Origin of the sequence: Acinetobacter sp. V115_6 (genome assembly GCF_031799025.1) — a bacterium.
In the GTDB taxonomy this organism is placed as follows: Bacteria; Pseudomonadota; Gammaproteobacteria; order Pseudomonadales; family Moraxellaceae; genus Acinetobacter; species Acinetobacter pittii.
Window position 1 is genome coordinate 37,870 of sequence record NZ_JAVQNO010000015.1, and the last position, 14,054, is coordinate 51,923.

Sequence of the window (14,054 nt, forward strand, 5' to 3'; positions counted from 1 at the left end):
CAAAGATCCCAACAATATTATAAACGTGAGCTGATCGGCTAATTTGAAATCACATAAATATTCAACTTATTCCTTTGCTTAAATAATAAACATTGTTTTACAGACATAAAAAAAATAAAGTGAAATACTCCTCTAGAAAATATGTAAAAACGGAATAAATCTTCTCTTTTTTAGCATTCAACCCAAGCGAAACATGGAGCGACTCATGGTTGATCAACCTTCTACCGCAACAACTCCACATTCTAATTTAGATACAAAAACTCGTCTAAAATCAATTTTGGGCGGTTCAGCCGGTAACCTTGTCGAATGGTACGACTGGTATGTATATGCCGCATTTACGCTCTATTTTGCTCATGCTTTTTTTCCAAAAGGTAGCCAGACGGCTCAGCTCCTTCAAGCGGCCGCAATTTTTGCTGTAGGCTTTTTAATGCGCCCAATCGGTGCATGGATTATGGGAATCTATTCAGACCGTAAAGGTCGTAAAGCGGGTCTTACGCTTTCCGTCACTTTAATGTGTATAGGTTCGCTGCTTATTGCCGTGACACCAAGTTATGAAAGTATTGGTGTATTTGCCCCTCTTCTTTTAGTTGTCGCTCGTTTAATTCAAGGCTTAAGTGTAGGCGGTGAATATGGTGCTAGTGCTACCTATTTAAGTGAAATGGCTGAAAGAAATCGACGTGGTTTTTTCTCTAGCTTCCAATATGTAACATTGATTGCTGGCCAGCTCACAGCCCTATGTGTTCTATTAATATTACAAATGGTATTAACCGAAGAACAACTACATGATTGGGGATGGCGTATCCCATTCTTTATCGGGGCTTTACTTGCTATTGTAGTTTTCCGTATTCGACGTGGCCTATTAGAAACTCAATCTTTTAAAAATGCTCAGGCAGAAACAGACCAGCCAAAATCAGGCATGTTTGCTTTATTTAAACATTACCCTAAAGAAGCTTTCACAGTATTGTTTTTAACCGCTGGCGGGACTTTAGCTTTTTATACTTACACGACTTATTTGCAAAAATATTTGGTCAATACTTCTGGATTTACTAAACCTGAAGCCACTCAAATTACAACTTTAGCGCTATTTATTTTTATGTGTCTACAGCCTGTAGCGGGTGCTCTGTCGGATCGCATTGGTCGAAAACCCCTTATGATTTTCTTCGGAATAACAGGTGTTTTATTCACATACGTTTTATTTGATGCACTTGCAAATACACATAATTACTGGACAGCTTTCTGGTTATGTTTTGGAGGTCTTGTGATGGTGACTGGCTACACTTCAATTAATGCCGTGGTTAAAGCCGAGCTCTTCCCTGCACACATTCGCGCTCTAGGTGTTGCATTACCTTACGCGATTGCCAATACATTATTTGGCGGAACAGCAGAGTTCTTTGCTTTAAGTTTTAAAGAAGCTGGGCATGAATCTTGGTACTTTATTTATGTAAGTATTATGATCTTCATTTCTCTCATTATTTATATTTTTATGAAAGATACCAAGCATCATTCAAAAATCAAAGAACATTAATACTTTACTAATAAGGGCTAATATCGTTCGCCGATGTTAGCTCAAATCATGAGATTAAGCCCCAACAACCTTTGTATTTTATGAGATACTAGCTATAAGAAAATAAGGACGATACTGATGAATAGAAGTATTTTATGCTTGGCATTAAGTAGTATGTTTGTTTTAACTGCTTGTCAGACTACCCCTCGACAATATAATGGTTCAACTGGATACCAGATTGAAAACCAAACAAAAACTTCGGCGACTTTAGCTTACACTTTAGCGGGTCGTAATAACCAGCAACTCGATGAACGTAAATTACAACGCGCTTGTCAGAATGTGCTAGGTGCTCAGAAAGTTTATAAATTATCAATTTTGAGTATCAACGAAATTCCTAATCCAGCGAAAGATGAGCATTATGGAATTCAACTCGGCGAAACTCGTGCTTCTTTTGGTTTATCAAACACACCTAGCTTAAATAATGGTGAGGACTATGCAACTCGCCAAGCGCTTGAAGCACGTCCAAGCACATTAAAAGTTGTTCGTTATACTTGTTCATAAAATAAAAAAAGACGCTGTTCTTTTACAGCGTCTTATAAAAACTTACATTTCTAAACTCTTTAGCTTCATCTAGATCAGGCCATGTAGAAGCACTTCTTTCACCAATCTTTTGATATTTGGGGTGACTAAAATTCTTAACACGACTATCAGCCACCCAGACTTCTGGTGCAAACTTTAAAAATTCATCTAAGAAAAAGCGGTTACATTGATCATATAAAACATCAGCTGCTAGCAAAACATCAACTTGCTCTGCTTTATACAAATCGTCCAGATATTCCAGCTCAACATCATTCAACAAAGCATTTTCACGGCAGGCAGCAAGACTAATTTGATCAATATCACAACAAATTACTCTTTTAGCACCAGCCATTTTAGCTGCGATTGCAACAACACCTGAACCAGCTCCAAAATCCAAAACAACTTTATCTTTAACATGTTGCGGCTCTGCAAGTAACCACTGTGCCATCGCTAAACCAGATGCCCAACAAAAAATCCAATACGGCGTGTCATTCCAAATACGGCGAATAACTTCATCATCTAAGCGATCAGTTGGAAAAACTGGTGGAATCAACCATAAAGAAATAGGCGTTTCTGGTAATTGTTGTACCATCAACTCACAATTAGGAATAACTTCATTTAGTGCTTGAAGTAAATGTTCAGGGGCTTTAGACAGTTGAAAAGTGCAGCTCATCAGATTTCTTTTAATTCATTTTTATAACAAGCATAACAGAGTCATTCCATTATGATTTGAATTTTTAGAATAACCTTTGGTTGGACCTACTTTTCTTTCGGGAAAAGTAGGCAAAACCATTGTCATCCGCAAAACTCGGCAGATACTCTCTAGAATCGAAAGCATCGCAGAAACATTAAATTTTTAACGTATTTCTGCCTCAAACAATTGCGGATGACGGTTACGCGTATCAAATAACAGCCTAGCGTTAATTAAATTAACCTAAAGCTTTTTCAGCAGCTTCTACAGTTTGACGAATCAAAGTAGTAATGGTCATTGGACCAACACCACCCGGTACTGGTGTATAAGCAGAAGCAATTTCTTCAATACCTTGTAATTGAATATCACCTACGCCACCGCCATCACGAGGATGGAAACCAGCATCTACAACCACTGCACCTTGTTTAATCCAATCTTTTTGGATAAGTTCAGCTTTACCTACAGCACCAACAATAATGTCAGCTTGTTTCACAAGCTCAGGTAAGTTTTGTGTGCGTGAATGGCAAATCGTTACTGTTGCATTCGCTTGCAAAAGCATCATTGCCATTGGTTTACCTAAAATTGCAGAACGACCAACTACAACCGCATGTTTACCAGCAATTTCGATATTATTTTCTTTTAAAATGGTCATGATGCCCGCAGGAGTTGCTGAACCATATGCAGCTTCACCCATAGCCATACGGCCAAAACCAAGACAAGTTACACCATCAACATCTTTAGCTAATGAGATTGCATCGAAACATGCGCGCTCATCAATTTGCTCTGGAACTGGGTGTTGTAAAAGAATGCCGTGTACATCTGGGTTAGCATTAAGTTTTTCAATTTCAGCTAATAATTGTTCTGTTGTCGTTTCTTGTGGCAATTCAATTTTTAAAGAGTCCATGCCTACTCGACGGCAAGCATTTCCTTTCATGCGTACATAAGTTGCAGATGCGCCATCATCCCCAACTAAAATAGTCGCCAAAATTGGGGTACGACCTGTTTTAGCTTTTAAAGCTTCAACACGTACTGACAAATTTTCTTCAATTTGCTTTGCTAATGCGCGACCGTCTAAAACCAATGCCACAGCACATCTCCAAGGTAGACATGAATTTAATGTGCCAATAATACATGATTATTTGGACAAATTTATTCTAGATGTTGCTTTTATGTTCATCTTATCTCAAAACAGTATTGTTTTTTTTGTAAAGGTTGCTAATATGTGCATCACCAAATGTAGGCGGGGTGGCAGAGTGGTCATGCAGCGGACTGCAACTCCGTGGACGCCGGTTCGATTCCGACCTCCGCCTCCAATTTTGGTAAAGCCCGGGTGGTGAAATAGGTAGACACAGGGGATTTAAAATCCCCCGCCCACAAAGCGTGCCGGTTCGAGTCCGGCCCCGGGCACCATTTTCTAGTATAGAAATTGGTGTCATAAAGAATCCAGCGAAAGCTGGTTTTTTTATGTCTAAAAAAAGGATACTTATTAGCATCCCTTTCTCACCCCATATATTTAAGCAGTTTTTTGCTTATCTTTTTCAGGTGTTAAATTCGCATCCAACACCAATTGATAGCTTCTACTAGAATCTACTTTATATTCTGCATTTTTAATTGAATCTACAAAAATCCAATCCGACAGCACCTGCTTATCATCTAGTGTAACCATCAAATAACCCCGCTGATTTAAATTACAATATGCCAATTCATCGATAAGCGTCGTAAAGGCAAATTCAAATTGCTGCAACTGAGCTAGCGGAATACTTAAATATTTTTCAAGACCCGGTGAAGAAACCGAACTTGTCGCCAGTTCAACCCCGACATATTCACCCTTTTGGCTATATAAGTAAGATGTCCACGCATTATGGGTATCGCCCGCCAAAACAATAATTTTCTTATTAAACTCTGCCAATTTAGCGTACAGAAACTCTCGCTCAGTATAATAACCATCCCAAGCATCAAGGTTATATGGAACTAATGTTGTGACTCGAGCTTTTTCTTGAATAGTCAAAGTTGGATCGCCCTGCTCTAATCGTAATTTTAATGTGACTAATTCTGTAATTTGCGCATTCATTTTAGCTAAAGTATCAGGTGAAGTTCCGCCTGAAGTAATTTGCCCCAGCGATGCCAATAACTCAGCTGGAATCCACATTTTACTCATTAAGACTTGCTGACCAATCACATTCCATGTTGCTGTAGATTGCTTTAATTTATCGACCAGCCAATCCCTTTGCGTATATCCCATTAAAGTACGCTTTGGATCTGTTAAATCAGTCTGAAACTTTTGAGCATCTAAACCTGAAGATGTAATGTAGTTTGTATATTCGAGCTGTTTATCTCGCGCAATAATACGTGTATCTAACATGGTTAATTGAACCAACGAACCAAAGTTAAACTGACGATAAATATTTAGATGATCTGTGTTAGAAACAGGGCGAATTGGCATCCATTCAAAATAAGCCTGTAGAGCAGCCAACTTACGATCAGAAAAAGATCCTTCATTATCTTGATGGTTTTCCGCACCATCACGCCAAGTATCATTTGCTAACTCATGGTCATCCCAAATTACAATAAAAGGATGACGCTGATGAACCGCCTGTAAATCTTTATCCTGACGATAGAGCGCATAACGTTTGCGATAATCATCTAATTTAATAATTTCTTTATTATTATCGGACGGTAAAGTACGGCCCAGCTTTGCAGCATCTTCTGTCGCATAGCCATCAGCCCCATATTCATAAATATAATCGCCCAAATGAATGAGTACATCCACATTCTGTTTTGCCATTTCACGATAAACGTAAAAATAACCCGCAGGATAATTAGAACAAGAACATACTGCGAAGCTGACCTTATTGGTAGTTACAGGTAATGTTTTTGTTTGCCCTACTGGCGAGACTTTGCTACCAAATCGAAAGCGATAATAATAAGTCATACCCGCTTGTAGACCTGTTGCATCCACCTTCACGGTAAAATCGTCAGTTTTATTCGTTTGAACCGTACCAGTCTTTAAATTCTGCTTGAACTGATCATCGATAGCAATTTCCCAAGTAACTCTAAGACGCGCATTAAGGTCTACTGGTGTTAACCGCGTCCATAAAATTACTTTATCTTGCAATGGGTCACCGCTCGCAACTCCATGTAAAAAATCTGCTTGTGTTTCTGAACCCTCCTCATCGGAACCATCATTACACCCCGTAAAAGCTACAGGCAAAGATAGCGCCCCAAAACCGAACAGACTTTTTTGAATTAATTCTCGGCGTGAAATTTTCTCTGACATAAAATTACCTAAGTTTTAAGCAATGAGTGTCTTAAATTTAGGGAGATAAGATGAACAACTGATCTCAGTTTAATGAACAAATCATGACATAAATTGGTTAATTTATATAAATACCAACAAGAACTGATTGAAAATAAAGCAAACTCTCTGATTTTCTCTTGCCAATCGCGCACTTGTCCTCTATTATTGCGCACATGCCCGGGTGGTGAAATAGGTAGACACAGGGGATTTAAAATCCCCCGCCCACAAAGCGTGCCGGTTCGAGTCCGGCCCCGGGCACCACTTTCAAATATTGAATTTGGTGCTACAAAGAATCCAGCGTATGCTGGTTTTTTTATGCCTAATTAAAATGAATTTTATGATAAGAATATTATTACTCGTTTACACTACCCTTTTTATAACAAAGGTTTACGCCATAGATCTTTTCTCCGGCACCCTTTCTCTCAAAGACAACCATTGGTATTTTTCACGTTGCTCTATTACCAAAGATGATTATTTAGTTAAAGCACCCGAACAGATAATAGATAAATTTAAAACGCTAGAACAAAAACGAGAAACTTATTGGGTCAGTTTGTTAGCGGACGCAGATTATCAAGAGAATGGTGTTTTAATTTTAAAAATTAAAGAAATAGACGAAATACATTTAAAGGCATCTTGCCACTTATTAGATGCATTTGAAGATATTGAAAATCGAGAGTAATCACCACTCTCGATTCATCACCAGCTCTTCCATTTCTAGATCTAAATATCCAGCTTCCTGTGCTACCATCATCATTGCTTCAGCAATATAGTCAGCAGCACTATCATCTAAAGAAGAATCTAGATCTTCGAACTGAGGTTTCATCTCATTAATTTCAATCACAGTTTGATGAGCATATCGATAGATATCCTGCTCAGCTAAGGCAGGCTTCTGAACTTTTTTAGCAAATTGTTCAATGAGCTGCTTGAGTTCAGCGACCAAAATATCTGGATAATATTCATCATCAAACATCGGGAGAAGTAAGTCTTCGAACATACAAAAGTTTACACAACAGCAAAAACTTGCCGCTTATAACATATTTTCAAAAGAATAACGATATTTTTCCCTGACTCAATCAGCTAGCTCATTAAATTAATGAGCTACTACCTGATTTTTATAAAGCCTACTTTGTTAAGCTTGTATCATCGCCTTCCAAACTAGAATTGCATCAGTCATTGCTTTGACATCATGCGCTCTAACAATAGATGCTCCTTGCTGAATACTAAGCAAATGCCCCGTAACGCTTCCTACCGCACGCTGATCTGCAGTTGCACCTTTTAATGCTTCACCAATAAAACGTTTACGAGAAAGGCCAGATAAAATCGGATAACCCATTTCACCAAGCTTCCAAAATTCTTTTAATAGTCTTAAATTTTGCTGCGCATTTTTTGCAAAACCAAACCCAGGATCAATAATAATATTATTTTTTTTCACGCCCGCATTTAAAGCTTCATTCACGCGCTGCTGGAGCTCCTCTATAACATCTAAGGTTACGTCCGTATATTGGTCTAACTGATTCATTGTAGTCGGCTCACCACGCATATGCATGATCACTACGGGTATATCCAGTTCTGCTGCCGTTTTTAAAGCATTGGGACGAGTAAGCGCACGTACATCGTTCCAAATATGTGCTCCTGCTTCTTTCGCAGCACGAATAACATCAGGCTGACTCGTATCAATTGATAGAACAATATTATGTTTAGCTAAAGCTTCAACTACGGGCACAACTCTTCGTATTTCTTCTTCTACGCTTACTTCAGATGCTCCTGGACGGGTAGACTCCCCACCAATATCAATAATGGTGGCACCTTGCTCTATCATGGCTAGTGCATAAGCAATCGCTTGATCTATTTGATTATGCTTTCCGCCATCACTAAAAGAGTCTGGTGTGACATTTAATATACCCATAACGTGAGGCTGTGATAGATCTAACTGAAGCTGTCCACACTGTAAAATTTGTTGAGGCAAAGGCATTAGTTGCATAAAAAGCTCCAGTTTAAAATCAGGCTGTATTTTAGCAATTATCATCCATGTATGGTGTTGATTTGTTTTCAGCTTTTACCAAAATCAAACCCATAAAAAAAGCCACATGACTGTGGCTTTTTTAATTAACTAATTAGTTCATTGCTGGCAATGGTGGCGGTGTAGATGGACCATCTTTTGGTGGTTCAAATGCAGCCACTGGGTTTTCAGCAACATATACTTTAGGCGGTTGTGGCTCACGACCTTCCATAATGTCACGGATTTGATCACGATCAATAGTTTCCCATTCCATCAAAGCTTTTACCATCGCGTGTGCAATATCTTTATTACTTTCCAAGATATTACGTGCAACTTTGTATTGCTCATCAAGAATACGACGTACTTCCTCATCAACTAGCTGTTGAGTTGCTTCAGAAATCGTACGGCTTCCTACATTACCAAAGAAACCATTTTGGTTTTCATCTTCGTAAACCATTACACCCATTTTGTCAGACATACCGTACTTCGTAACCATTGCACGTGCCATTTTAGTAGCTCGCTCAAAGTCATTTGAAGCACCAGTAGATTGCTGTTGGATAAATACTTCTTCAGCAATACGACCACCAAACAAAATTGCAATTTCGTTTAGCATCTTGTCTTTATAGTGGCTAATTTGGTCTTGTTCAGGTAACTGCCAAGTTACACCTAAAGCCCAACCACGCGGCATAATCGTTACTTTATGAACAGGATCTGTACCCGGTAAAATCTCGGCAACAATCGCATGACCAGCTTCATGATAAGCCGTTGCACGACGCTCTTCTTCACGTAGAACCATCGATTTACGCTCTGGTCCCATGTAGATTTTGTCTTTTGCATCTTCAAAGTCATGCATGTCGACCGTGTTCTTATTACGGCGTGCAGCAAATAATGCAGCTTCGTTAACAAGGTTTGCCAACTGCGCACCAGAGAAACCTGGAGTACCACGAGATAGAACTTTAACATCCACACCCGTAACTGAAGGTAATTTTTTCAAATGTACGTTCAGAATCTGCTCACGACCACGAATGTCAGGTAAACCTACCATTACTTGACGGTCAAAACGACCCGGACGTAATAACGCTTTATCCAAGACATCAACACGGTTCGTCGCAGCAATTACGATTACACCTTCGTTACCTTCAAAACCATCCATCTCTACAAGCATTTGGTTTAAGGTTTGTTCACGCTCATCATGACCACCACCTGTACCTGAACCACGATGACGTCCTACTGCATCAATCTCGTCAATAAAGATAATACAAGGCGCATGACGTTTAGCTTGCTCGAACATATCACGGACACGGGACGCACCCACACCCACGAACATTTCGACAAAGTCAGAACCTGAAATGCTGAAGAAAGGAACTTTAGCTTCACCAGCAATTGCTTTGGCTAATAACGTTTTACCAGTACCCGGAGGACCAACCATAAGTACGCCACGAGGAATAGTAGCGCCCAAACGTTTGAATTTTGCAGGGTCTTTTAAGAAATCTACAATTTCAACAACTTCTTGTTTTGCTTCATCACAACCAGCGACGTCAGAAAAATTGACTTTGATTTGATCTTCAGAAAGCATTTTTGCTTTCGACTTACCAAAACTCATCGGCCCATTTTTTCCGCCTGCACCACCACCCATGTTACGCATAAAGAACATGAATAACAGAATGATTAACAGTACAGGGAAACTAGCAATGAGAAGTTGCATCAAAATGCCTTGACGTTGAGGAGCTGTTCCCTCTACAACAACATTTTGCTTATTTAAGCTCGGCATAAGCTCAGTGTCTTCAACTTGCGGACGAACAGTTTCAAACTGTGATCCGTTAGTTTTTTCACCATTAATATTTAAACCGTCAATTGTGACTTGCTTAATTTGGCCAGCATTCACCGCTGCAACGAAATCTGAATATTTCATCGCAGTAGGCTTATTGCGGTCACTGATATTACTGAAAATTAAAATCAGAACACCAAGTATTATTAGCCACAATACGGCATTCTTGAAGTAATCGCTCAAAGCTTTATTCCCATATCGATCTAATTTGATCATGCCCAATCTTGGCTGATCGTCATAAAAACAGCAACTGTATTGCTTGCGGATAACCTAAAAGTACAAAATGCACAATTTTTAGGAGCTTGGCAAGTAAACTTTATTGCAATGCTTTCTTACGCCCTTGTCCAACCAAAAAAACTTCTTTAGAACGCGCCCGAGAAGCTGCTGGTTTTGCTGTCTTTAACACATCAAAACTATCAACCACTTGTTTACGAAACTCATCAAATCCTGCGCCTTGGAACACTTTAACCACAAACTGTCCATTAGGACCAAGAACCTTTTGAGCAAAATCTAAAGCCAGTTCACATAAGTAAATCTGTCTAGGTTGATCAACAGCCCTATTACCTGATGTATTGGGGGCCATATCAGAAATTACAATGTCTACTTGTCGCCCATTTAAAATATTTAACAATTTTTCAAATACAGCTTCTTCTCTAAAGTCGCCTTGTAAGAAAGTGACATCAGGCAAAGCATCCATCGGCAAAATATCGGAAGCAATCACTAAACCTTTGCTACCCACAAGTTTTCCAGCAATTTGAGACCAGCTACCAGGAGCTGCACCCAAATCGACTACCGTCATTCCTGGCTTGATCAACTTATATTTTTCTTGAATTTCAAGAAGTTTATAGGCTGCTCGCGCACGATACCCTTCCTTTTGTGCTTTTTTTACAAAAGGATCGTCTAGATGTTCCCTCATCCACGCACGACTACTTTTCGACAATTTCTGGTTTGTAATGCGTGTTGCCATAACTCACTAAATATCAAAAAAACTTCTGATCGTTCATTGTACGTGAAAATTACTCTCATTACAGTACGGATGTAGCGTAATCTCACCAAGTTTTACAGTTTTTTTCCAATAATGTTGATCGATTATTTATACAGTTTTTCGTACATCTGAATTTAAGTTTTTTGCTATACTAAGTCGTTTTTAAAATCAGGTATTTTTAATGGCCGCTTTATCTATCCATGAACGTAAACGTTTACGTCAAATTGGTCATGTGCTTAATCCGGTTGTCATGATTGGTGGACAAGGCTTAACAGATGCTGTTATCGAAGAAACTCTTCGTGCTTTAAACGACCACGAACTTATCAAAGTTAAAGTTGCTGGTGAAGACCGTGAAGCACGTACTGCTGTAATTGATGCAATTGTAGAAGCGACTGGCGCAGAAGCTGTGCAAAAGATTGGTAAAATTGTTTTACTTTACAAAAAAGCAGCTAAACAAAACCAGCATTTGTCTAATCTTGTTCGCCACGCTCATTTAGCAAACTAAGTTGATTTGACAAACTATGGCAAGTTACGAACTTTCAGCTTTTGATCGTTTTCATGCTGTTTCTGTTGTTGGCGCAATTGAACAGCAAGCACCGCACACCTTAAATGTCGGTTTTTGGATTCGTGATCCAAATCAACTCATTGTCTGGCCCCAAGAAGTCGCGGCTCATCCTCGTCAGGATTTTTTGTGGGAAGAAACTTGTTTCGAAATTTTTGTTGGCGTGCATGATGAAGATTATTATCGGGAAATTAACCTTTCCCCTTCTCAAGCATGGCAGTCTTATCAGTTTGAAGAATATCGCTACCCAGAAAGTATGCCTCCCCTTGCTGCTTACGATATCGAACTGAACCATCTCAAGCGTACTCATTATGGCTTAAATGTTAGTCTTGATTTGGGACAATTTATGCAAAAGCATCGCTTGAAATGGGCAAACCTCTATTTAGGTTTAACTGCAGTTTTAAAAACCAAAGAAGGTATGCAGTACTATGCAATGCAGCATAGTGGAAAAAGTGCAGATTTCCATAATAAGCGTGACTGGTTACATCAGTTTTAAAAATAAAAAAGCGAGAAATTAATTCTCGCTTTTTTATAGCTGGGTAAAAGCTAAGATCATTAGTTATCTCGTGCTTTATTCCATGCTTCGACTGCATTGTTTTTAGTACGTTTAATGCTTTCACTTAAAGAATCTTTGTGCTTCAAAGAAATCTGGCTAATATCACCTTTAAGTTCTTTACTTACTTTCGTCAAATCTTCAATAAGTGCATTAATTTCTGCTTTCAAAGCATTTTTAAGTTCAGATAGTCCTTCTTGTGAAGTGCTAAACTGAGCTTTAATCACATCAAGACGTTGTAAAATATCTTGTTTAATTTGAATAAATTGATTTTGAATATTCTTGTTTAACTCATGAGTTTCAGCTTCAATTTTTTCTTGAGTTTCACTTAAAACCTCTTTGACCTGCTCTTGAGTTTCAGTGATAGCTTCTTTCACTTGAGTTTTTGCTTCTGTAGCAACTTCTTTAATCTGCTCAGTTTTCTCTGCAACACTTTCTTTTACTTGCGCAGTTTTAGCAGTTACTGTTCTTTTTGCTTTAGTTGTAGTAGCAGCTACGGTTTCTTTCACTTCATTCACCTCAGCTTTTACCGAGTCAACTACTGCTTGAGCTTTCTCGCTCACATCTTTTGAAACTTGATCATTACTCATGCTATTTCCTCATACTGTTTATTTTTTAACTAGCAATACAATAAATCCAGTTCTAAAAATTCAGCCAGCAAATTGTTAGACAATTTATCAAAAGTAACTGATTCGGATGAGCGGATAATTTTTTTGTAAAAATCAAGCAATGAATTATGTTTTTTAGCAGAAAATAAATAGACTTTTTGAGGTTCCATGCGTATAATGCGCTGTTAAGTTACAAGCGAGCAGACCGATAGGGAGGGGCATGTTTTATCACAACATCGCCTATCTTTTTTGGGTCTACTCGCTTTTTTACAGCCGAAATTCAGGAGCTTTGGTTTGAGCACCCCCGCCATTTTAGCCCTCGCAGATGGAACGATCTTTAAAGGAACGTCAATCGGCGCAACGGGAAGTACGACTGGAGAAGTCGTTTTTAACACAGCCATGACAGGCTATCAAGAAATTTTGACTGACCCAAGTTATGCACAACAAATTGTGACATTAACTTACCCACATATCGGAAACACTGGCTGCAACGCGGAAGACGTTGAATCTGGTCGTATCCATAAAGTATGGGCGAATGGTTTAATTATTCGTGACCTTCCACTACTACACAGCAACTTCCGTGCTGAACAGTCATTGAGTGAATATTTGCAAGAACACAATGTTGTTGCAATCGCGGATATTGATACACGTAAATTAACACGTATTTTGCGTGACAAAGGTGCACAAAATGGTTGCATCCTTGCTGGCGAAAATATTACTGAAGAAGAAGCAATTGCCAAAGCTCGTGCTTTTGGTGGCTTAAACGGTTTAGACCTTGCAAAAGAATGTTGCGATCCAACTGGTTTTGAATGGTCTGAAGGTTCATGGACTCTAGGCCAAGGCTTCTCTCAACCTGAATTAAAATATCATGTAGTTGCATACGATTACGGTGTCAAAACCAACATCTTGCGTATGCTTGCAGACCGCGGTTGCAAATTAACCGTTGTTCCTGCAGAAACTCCGGCTGAAAAAGTATTGGCACTTAATCCGGATGGCGTATTCCTTTCAAATGGTCCTGGCGATCCAGCTGCTTGTGATTATGCAATCGAAGCTGTAAAAACTATTGTTGAAACCACAACATTACCTGTATTTGGTATTTGCTTAGGCCACCAAATCTTGGCACTCGCTTCTGGTGCAAAAACTGTAAAAATGAATCATGGTCATCACGGTGCTAACCACCCTGTACAAAATCTTGAAGATGGTACAGTGATGATTACTTCGCAAAACCATGGTTTCGCTGTAGATGCTGAAACTTTACCGGCTAACTTAAAAGCAACGCATAAATCATTGTTCGATGGCACCTTACAAGGGATTCACCGTACAGACAAACCAGCTTTCAGCTTCCAAGGTCACCCTGAAGCAAGCCCAGGTCCACATGATTGTGCCCCATTGTTCGATCATTTTATCGAACTTATCGAAGCATCTAAACAGTAATTAAGGAGCGAAT

Annotated in this window: 15 protein-coding genes and 3 tRNA genes; 9 read left to right on the forward strand and 9 right to left on the reverse strand. The window is 39.1% G+C overall.

Going from position 1 to position 14,054, the window contains the following annotated elements:
• The first annotated feature begins 193 nt into the window (after positions 1-193).
• Positions 194-1,525, forward strand: coding sequence for an MFS transporter (locus RMA94_RS03100; RefSeq protein ID WP_005803945.1), 1,332 nt, complete (start codon positions 194-196; stop codon positions 1,523-1,525).
• A 117-nt stretch (positions 1,526-1,642) separates the two neighbouring features.
• Positions 1,643-2,065: a hypothetical protein gene (locus tag RMA94_RS03105; RefSeq protein ID WP_002115580.1), complete on the forward strand. Its 423-nt coding sequence runs from the start codon at positions 1,643-1,645 to the stop codon at positions 2,063-2,065.
• 22 nt (positions 2,066-2,087) lie between these two features.
• Here RMA94_RS03105 and RMA94_RS03110 read toward each other — a convergent pair whose 3' ends face one another.
• Both RMA94_RS03110 and folD read right to left on the reverse strand, forming a co-directional pair.
• Complete coding sequence (locus tag RMA94_RS03110; RefSeq protein ID WP_078221306.1) at positions 2,088-2,756, reverse strand: methyltransferase; 669 nt, start codon at positions 2,754-2,756, stop codon at positions 2,088-2,090.
• A 256-nt stretch (positions 2,757-3,012) separates the two neighbouring features.
• Positions 3,013-3,861: a bifunctional methylenetetrahydrofolate dehydrogenase/methenyltetrahydrofolate cyclohydrolase FolD gene (gene folD, locus RMA94_RS03115; protein WP_002115552.1), complete on the reverse strand. Its 849-nt coding sequence runs from the start codon at positions 3,859-3,861 to the stop codon at positions 3,013-3,015.
• A gap of 152 nt (positions 3,862-4,013) precedes the next feature.
• Here folD and RMA94_RS03120 point away from each other — a divergent pair.
• A tRNA-Cys gene (locus tag RMA94_RS03120) sits at positions 4,014-4,087 on the forward strand.
• 11 nt (positions 4,088-4,098) lie between these two features.
• Positions 4,099-4,184: transfer RNA gene (locus tag RMA94_RS03125), tRNA-Leu, on the forward strand.
• Between the two features lie 103 nt (positions 4,185-4,287).
• Here RMA94_RS03125 and RMA94_RS03130 read toward each other — a convergent pair.
• The gene (locus RMA94_RS03130) at positions 4,288-6,051 is read right to left on the reverse strand and encodes an alkaline phosphatase (protein WP_284090207.1); all 1,764 of its coding nucleotides are present in this window, start codon (positions 6,049-6,051) and stop codon (positions 4,288-4,290) included.
• 196 nt (positions 6,052-6,247) lie between these two features.
• Here RMA94_RS03130 and RMA94_RS03135 point away from each other — a divergent pair.
• Together RMA94_RS03135 and RMA94_RS03140 are read left to right on the forward strand one after the other, a co-directional pair.
• Positions 6,248-6,333: transfer RNA gene (locus tag RMA94_RS03135), tRNA-Leu, on the forward strand.
• 40 nt (positions 6,334-6,373) lie between these two features.
• Positions 6,374-6,751 (forward strand): hypothetical protein, encoded by a 378-nt coding sequence (locus RMA94_RS03140; protein ID WP_016802917.1) that lies wholly within the window; start codon positions 6,374-6,376, stop codon positions 6,749-6,751.
• Here the strand turns inward: RMA94_RS03140 and RMA94_RS03145 are convergent, their stop codons facing one another.
• From RMA94_RS03145 to rlmE, 4 genes are all read right to left on the reverse strand, one after another.
• Positions 6,752-7,066: a DUF5713 family protein gene (locus tag RMA94_RS03145; RefSeq protein ID WP_005067609.1), complete on the reverse strand. Its 315-nt coding sequence runs from the start codon at positions 7,064-7,066 to the stop codon at positions 6,752-6,754.
• Between the two features lie 135 nt (positions 7,067-7,201).
• Positions 7,202-8,053 (reverse strand): dihydropteroate synthase, encoded by an 852-nt coding sequence (folP, locus tag RMA94_RS03150; protein ID WP_311081821.1) that lies wholly within the window; start codon positions 8,051-8,053, stop codon positions 7,202-7,204.
• 133 nt (positions 8,054-8,186) lie between these two features.
• Positions 8,187-10,082 (reverse strand): ATP-dependent zinc metalloprotease FtsH, encoded by a 1,896-nt coding sequence (ftsH, locus tag RMA94_RS03155; protein ID WP_033848050.1) that lies wholly within the window; start codon positions 10,080-10,082, stop codon positions 8,187-8,189.
• Between the two features lie 133 nt (positions 10,083-10,215).
• The gene (gene rlmE, locus RMA94_RS03160) at positions 10,216-10,866 is read right to left on the reverse strand and encodes a 23S rRNA (uridine(2552)-2'-O)-methyltransferase RlmE (RefSeq protein WP_000235573.1); all 651 of its coding nucleotides are present in this window, start codon (positions 10,864-10,866) and stop codon (positions 10,216-10,218) included.
• A gap of 199 nt (positions 10,867-11,065) precedes the next feature.
• On the opposite strand from rlmE, the gene yhbY reads away from it, so the two are divergent.
• Both yhbY and RMA94_RS03170 read left to right on the forward strand, forming a co-directional pair.
• Positions 11,066-11,389 (forward strand): ribosome assembly RNA-binding protein YhbY, encoded by a 324-nt coding sequence (gene yhbY / locus RMA94_RS03165; protein ID WP_002115576.1) that lies wholly within the window; start codon positions 11,066-11,068, stop codon positions 11,387-11,389.
• 16 nt (positions 11,390-11,405) lie between these two features.
• Positions 11,406-11,942, forward strand: coding sequence for a DOMON-like domain-containing protein (locus tag RMA94_RS03170; RefSeq protein WP_199113181.1), 537 nt, complete (start codon positions 11,406-11,408; stop codon positions 11,940-11,942).
• Between the two features lie 59 nt (positions 11,943-12,001).
• Here RMA94_RS03170 and RMA94_RS03175 read toward each other — a convergent pair whose 3' ends face one another.
• Together RMA94_RS03175 and RMA94_RS03180 are read right to left on the reverse strand one after the other, a co-directional pair.
• A complete protein-coding gene (locus tag RMA94_RS03175) occupies positions 12,002-12,589 on the reverse strand; it encodes a hypothetical protein (protein WP_033847991.1) in 588 nt (195 codons plus the stop codon).
• A gap of 29 nt (positions 12,590-12,618) precedes the next feature.
• Complete coding sequence (locus tag RMA94_RS03180; protein ID WP_002115567.1) at positions 12,619-12,777, reverse strand: hypothetical protein; 159 nt, start codon at positions 12,775-12,777, stop codon at positions 12,619-12,621.
• Positions 12,778-12,901: 124 nt separating this feature from the next.
• Here RMA94_RS03180 and carA point away from each other — a divergent pair, with 124 nt between their 5' ends.
• Positions 12,902-14,041, forward strand: a complete 1,140-nt coding sequence (carA, locus tag RMA94_RS03185) for a glutamine-hydrolyzing carbamoyl-phosphate synthase small subunit (protein WP_005067597.1) — start codon at positions 12,902-12,904, stop codon at positions 14,039-14,041.
• Positions 14,042-14,054: the final 13 nt, after the last annotated feature.

Bases quoted from the DNA above. Each gene is read 5' to 3' on its own strand.
- RMA94_RS03145 (WP_005067609.1), bottom strand. From the start codon at position 7,066: ATGTTCGAAGACTTACTTCTCCCGATGTTTGATGATGAATATTATCCA.
- RMA94_RS03100 (WP_005803945.1), top strand. From the start codon at position 194: ATGGAGCGACTCATGGTTGATCAACCTTCTACCGCAACAACTCCACAT.
- RMA94_RS03110 (WP_078221306.1), bottom strand. From the start codon at position 2,756: ATGAGCTGCACTTTTCAACTGTCTAAAGCCCCTGAACATTTACTTCAA.
- RMA94_RS03130 (WP_284090207.1), bottom strand. From the start codon at position 6,051: ATGTCAGAGAAAATTTCACGCCGAGAATTAATTCAAAAAAGTCTGTTC.
- RMA94_RS03170 (WP_199113181.1), top strand. From the start codon at position 11,406: ATGGCAAGTTACGAACTTTCAGCTTTTGATCGTTTTCATGCTGTTTCT.
- RMA94_RS03140 (WP_016802917.1), top strand. From the start codon at position 6,374: ATGCTGGTTTTTTTATGCCTAATTAAAATGAATTTTATGATAAGAATA.
- folP (WP_311081821.1), bottom strand. From the start codon at position 8,053: ATGCAACTAATGCCTTTGCCTCAACAAATTTTACAGTGTGGACAGCTT.
- yhbY (WP_002115576.1), top strand. From the start codon at position 11,066: ATGGCCGCTTTATCTATCCATGAACGTAAACGTTTACGTCAAATTGGT.
- RMA94_RS03175 (WP_033847991.1), bottom strand. From the start codon at position 12,589: ATGAGTAATGATCAAGTTTCAAAAGATGTGAGCGAGAAAGCTCAAGCA.
- RMA94_RS03105 (WP_002115580.1), top strand. From the start codon at position 1,643: ATGAATAGAAGTATTTTATGCTTGGCATTAAGTAGTATGTTTGTTTTA.
- rlmE (WP_000235573.1), bottom strand. From the start codon at position 10,866: ATGGCAACACGCATTACAAACCAGAAATTGTCGAAAAGTAGTCGTGCG.
- RMA94_RS03180 (WP_002115567.1), bottom strand. From the start codon at position 12,777: ATGGAACCTCAAAAAGTCTATTTATTTTCTGCTAAAAAACATAATTCA.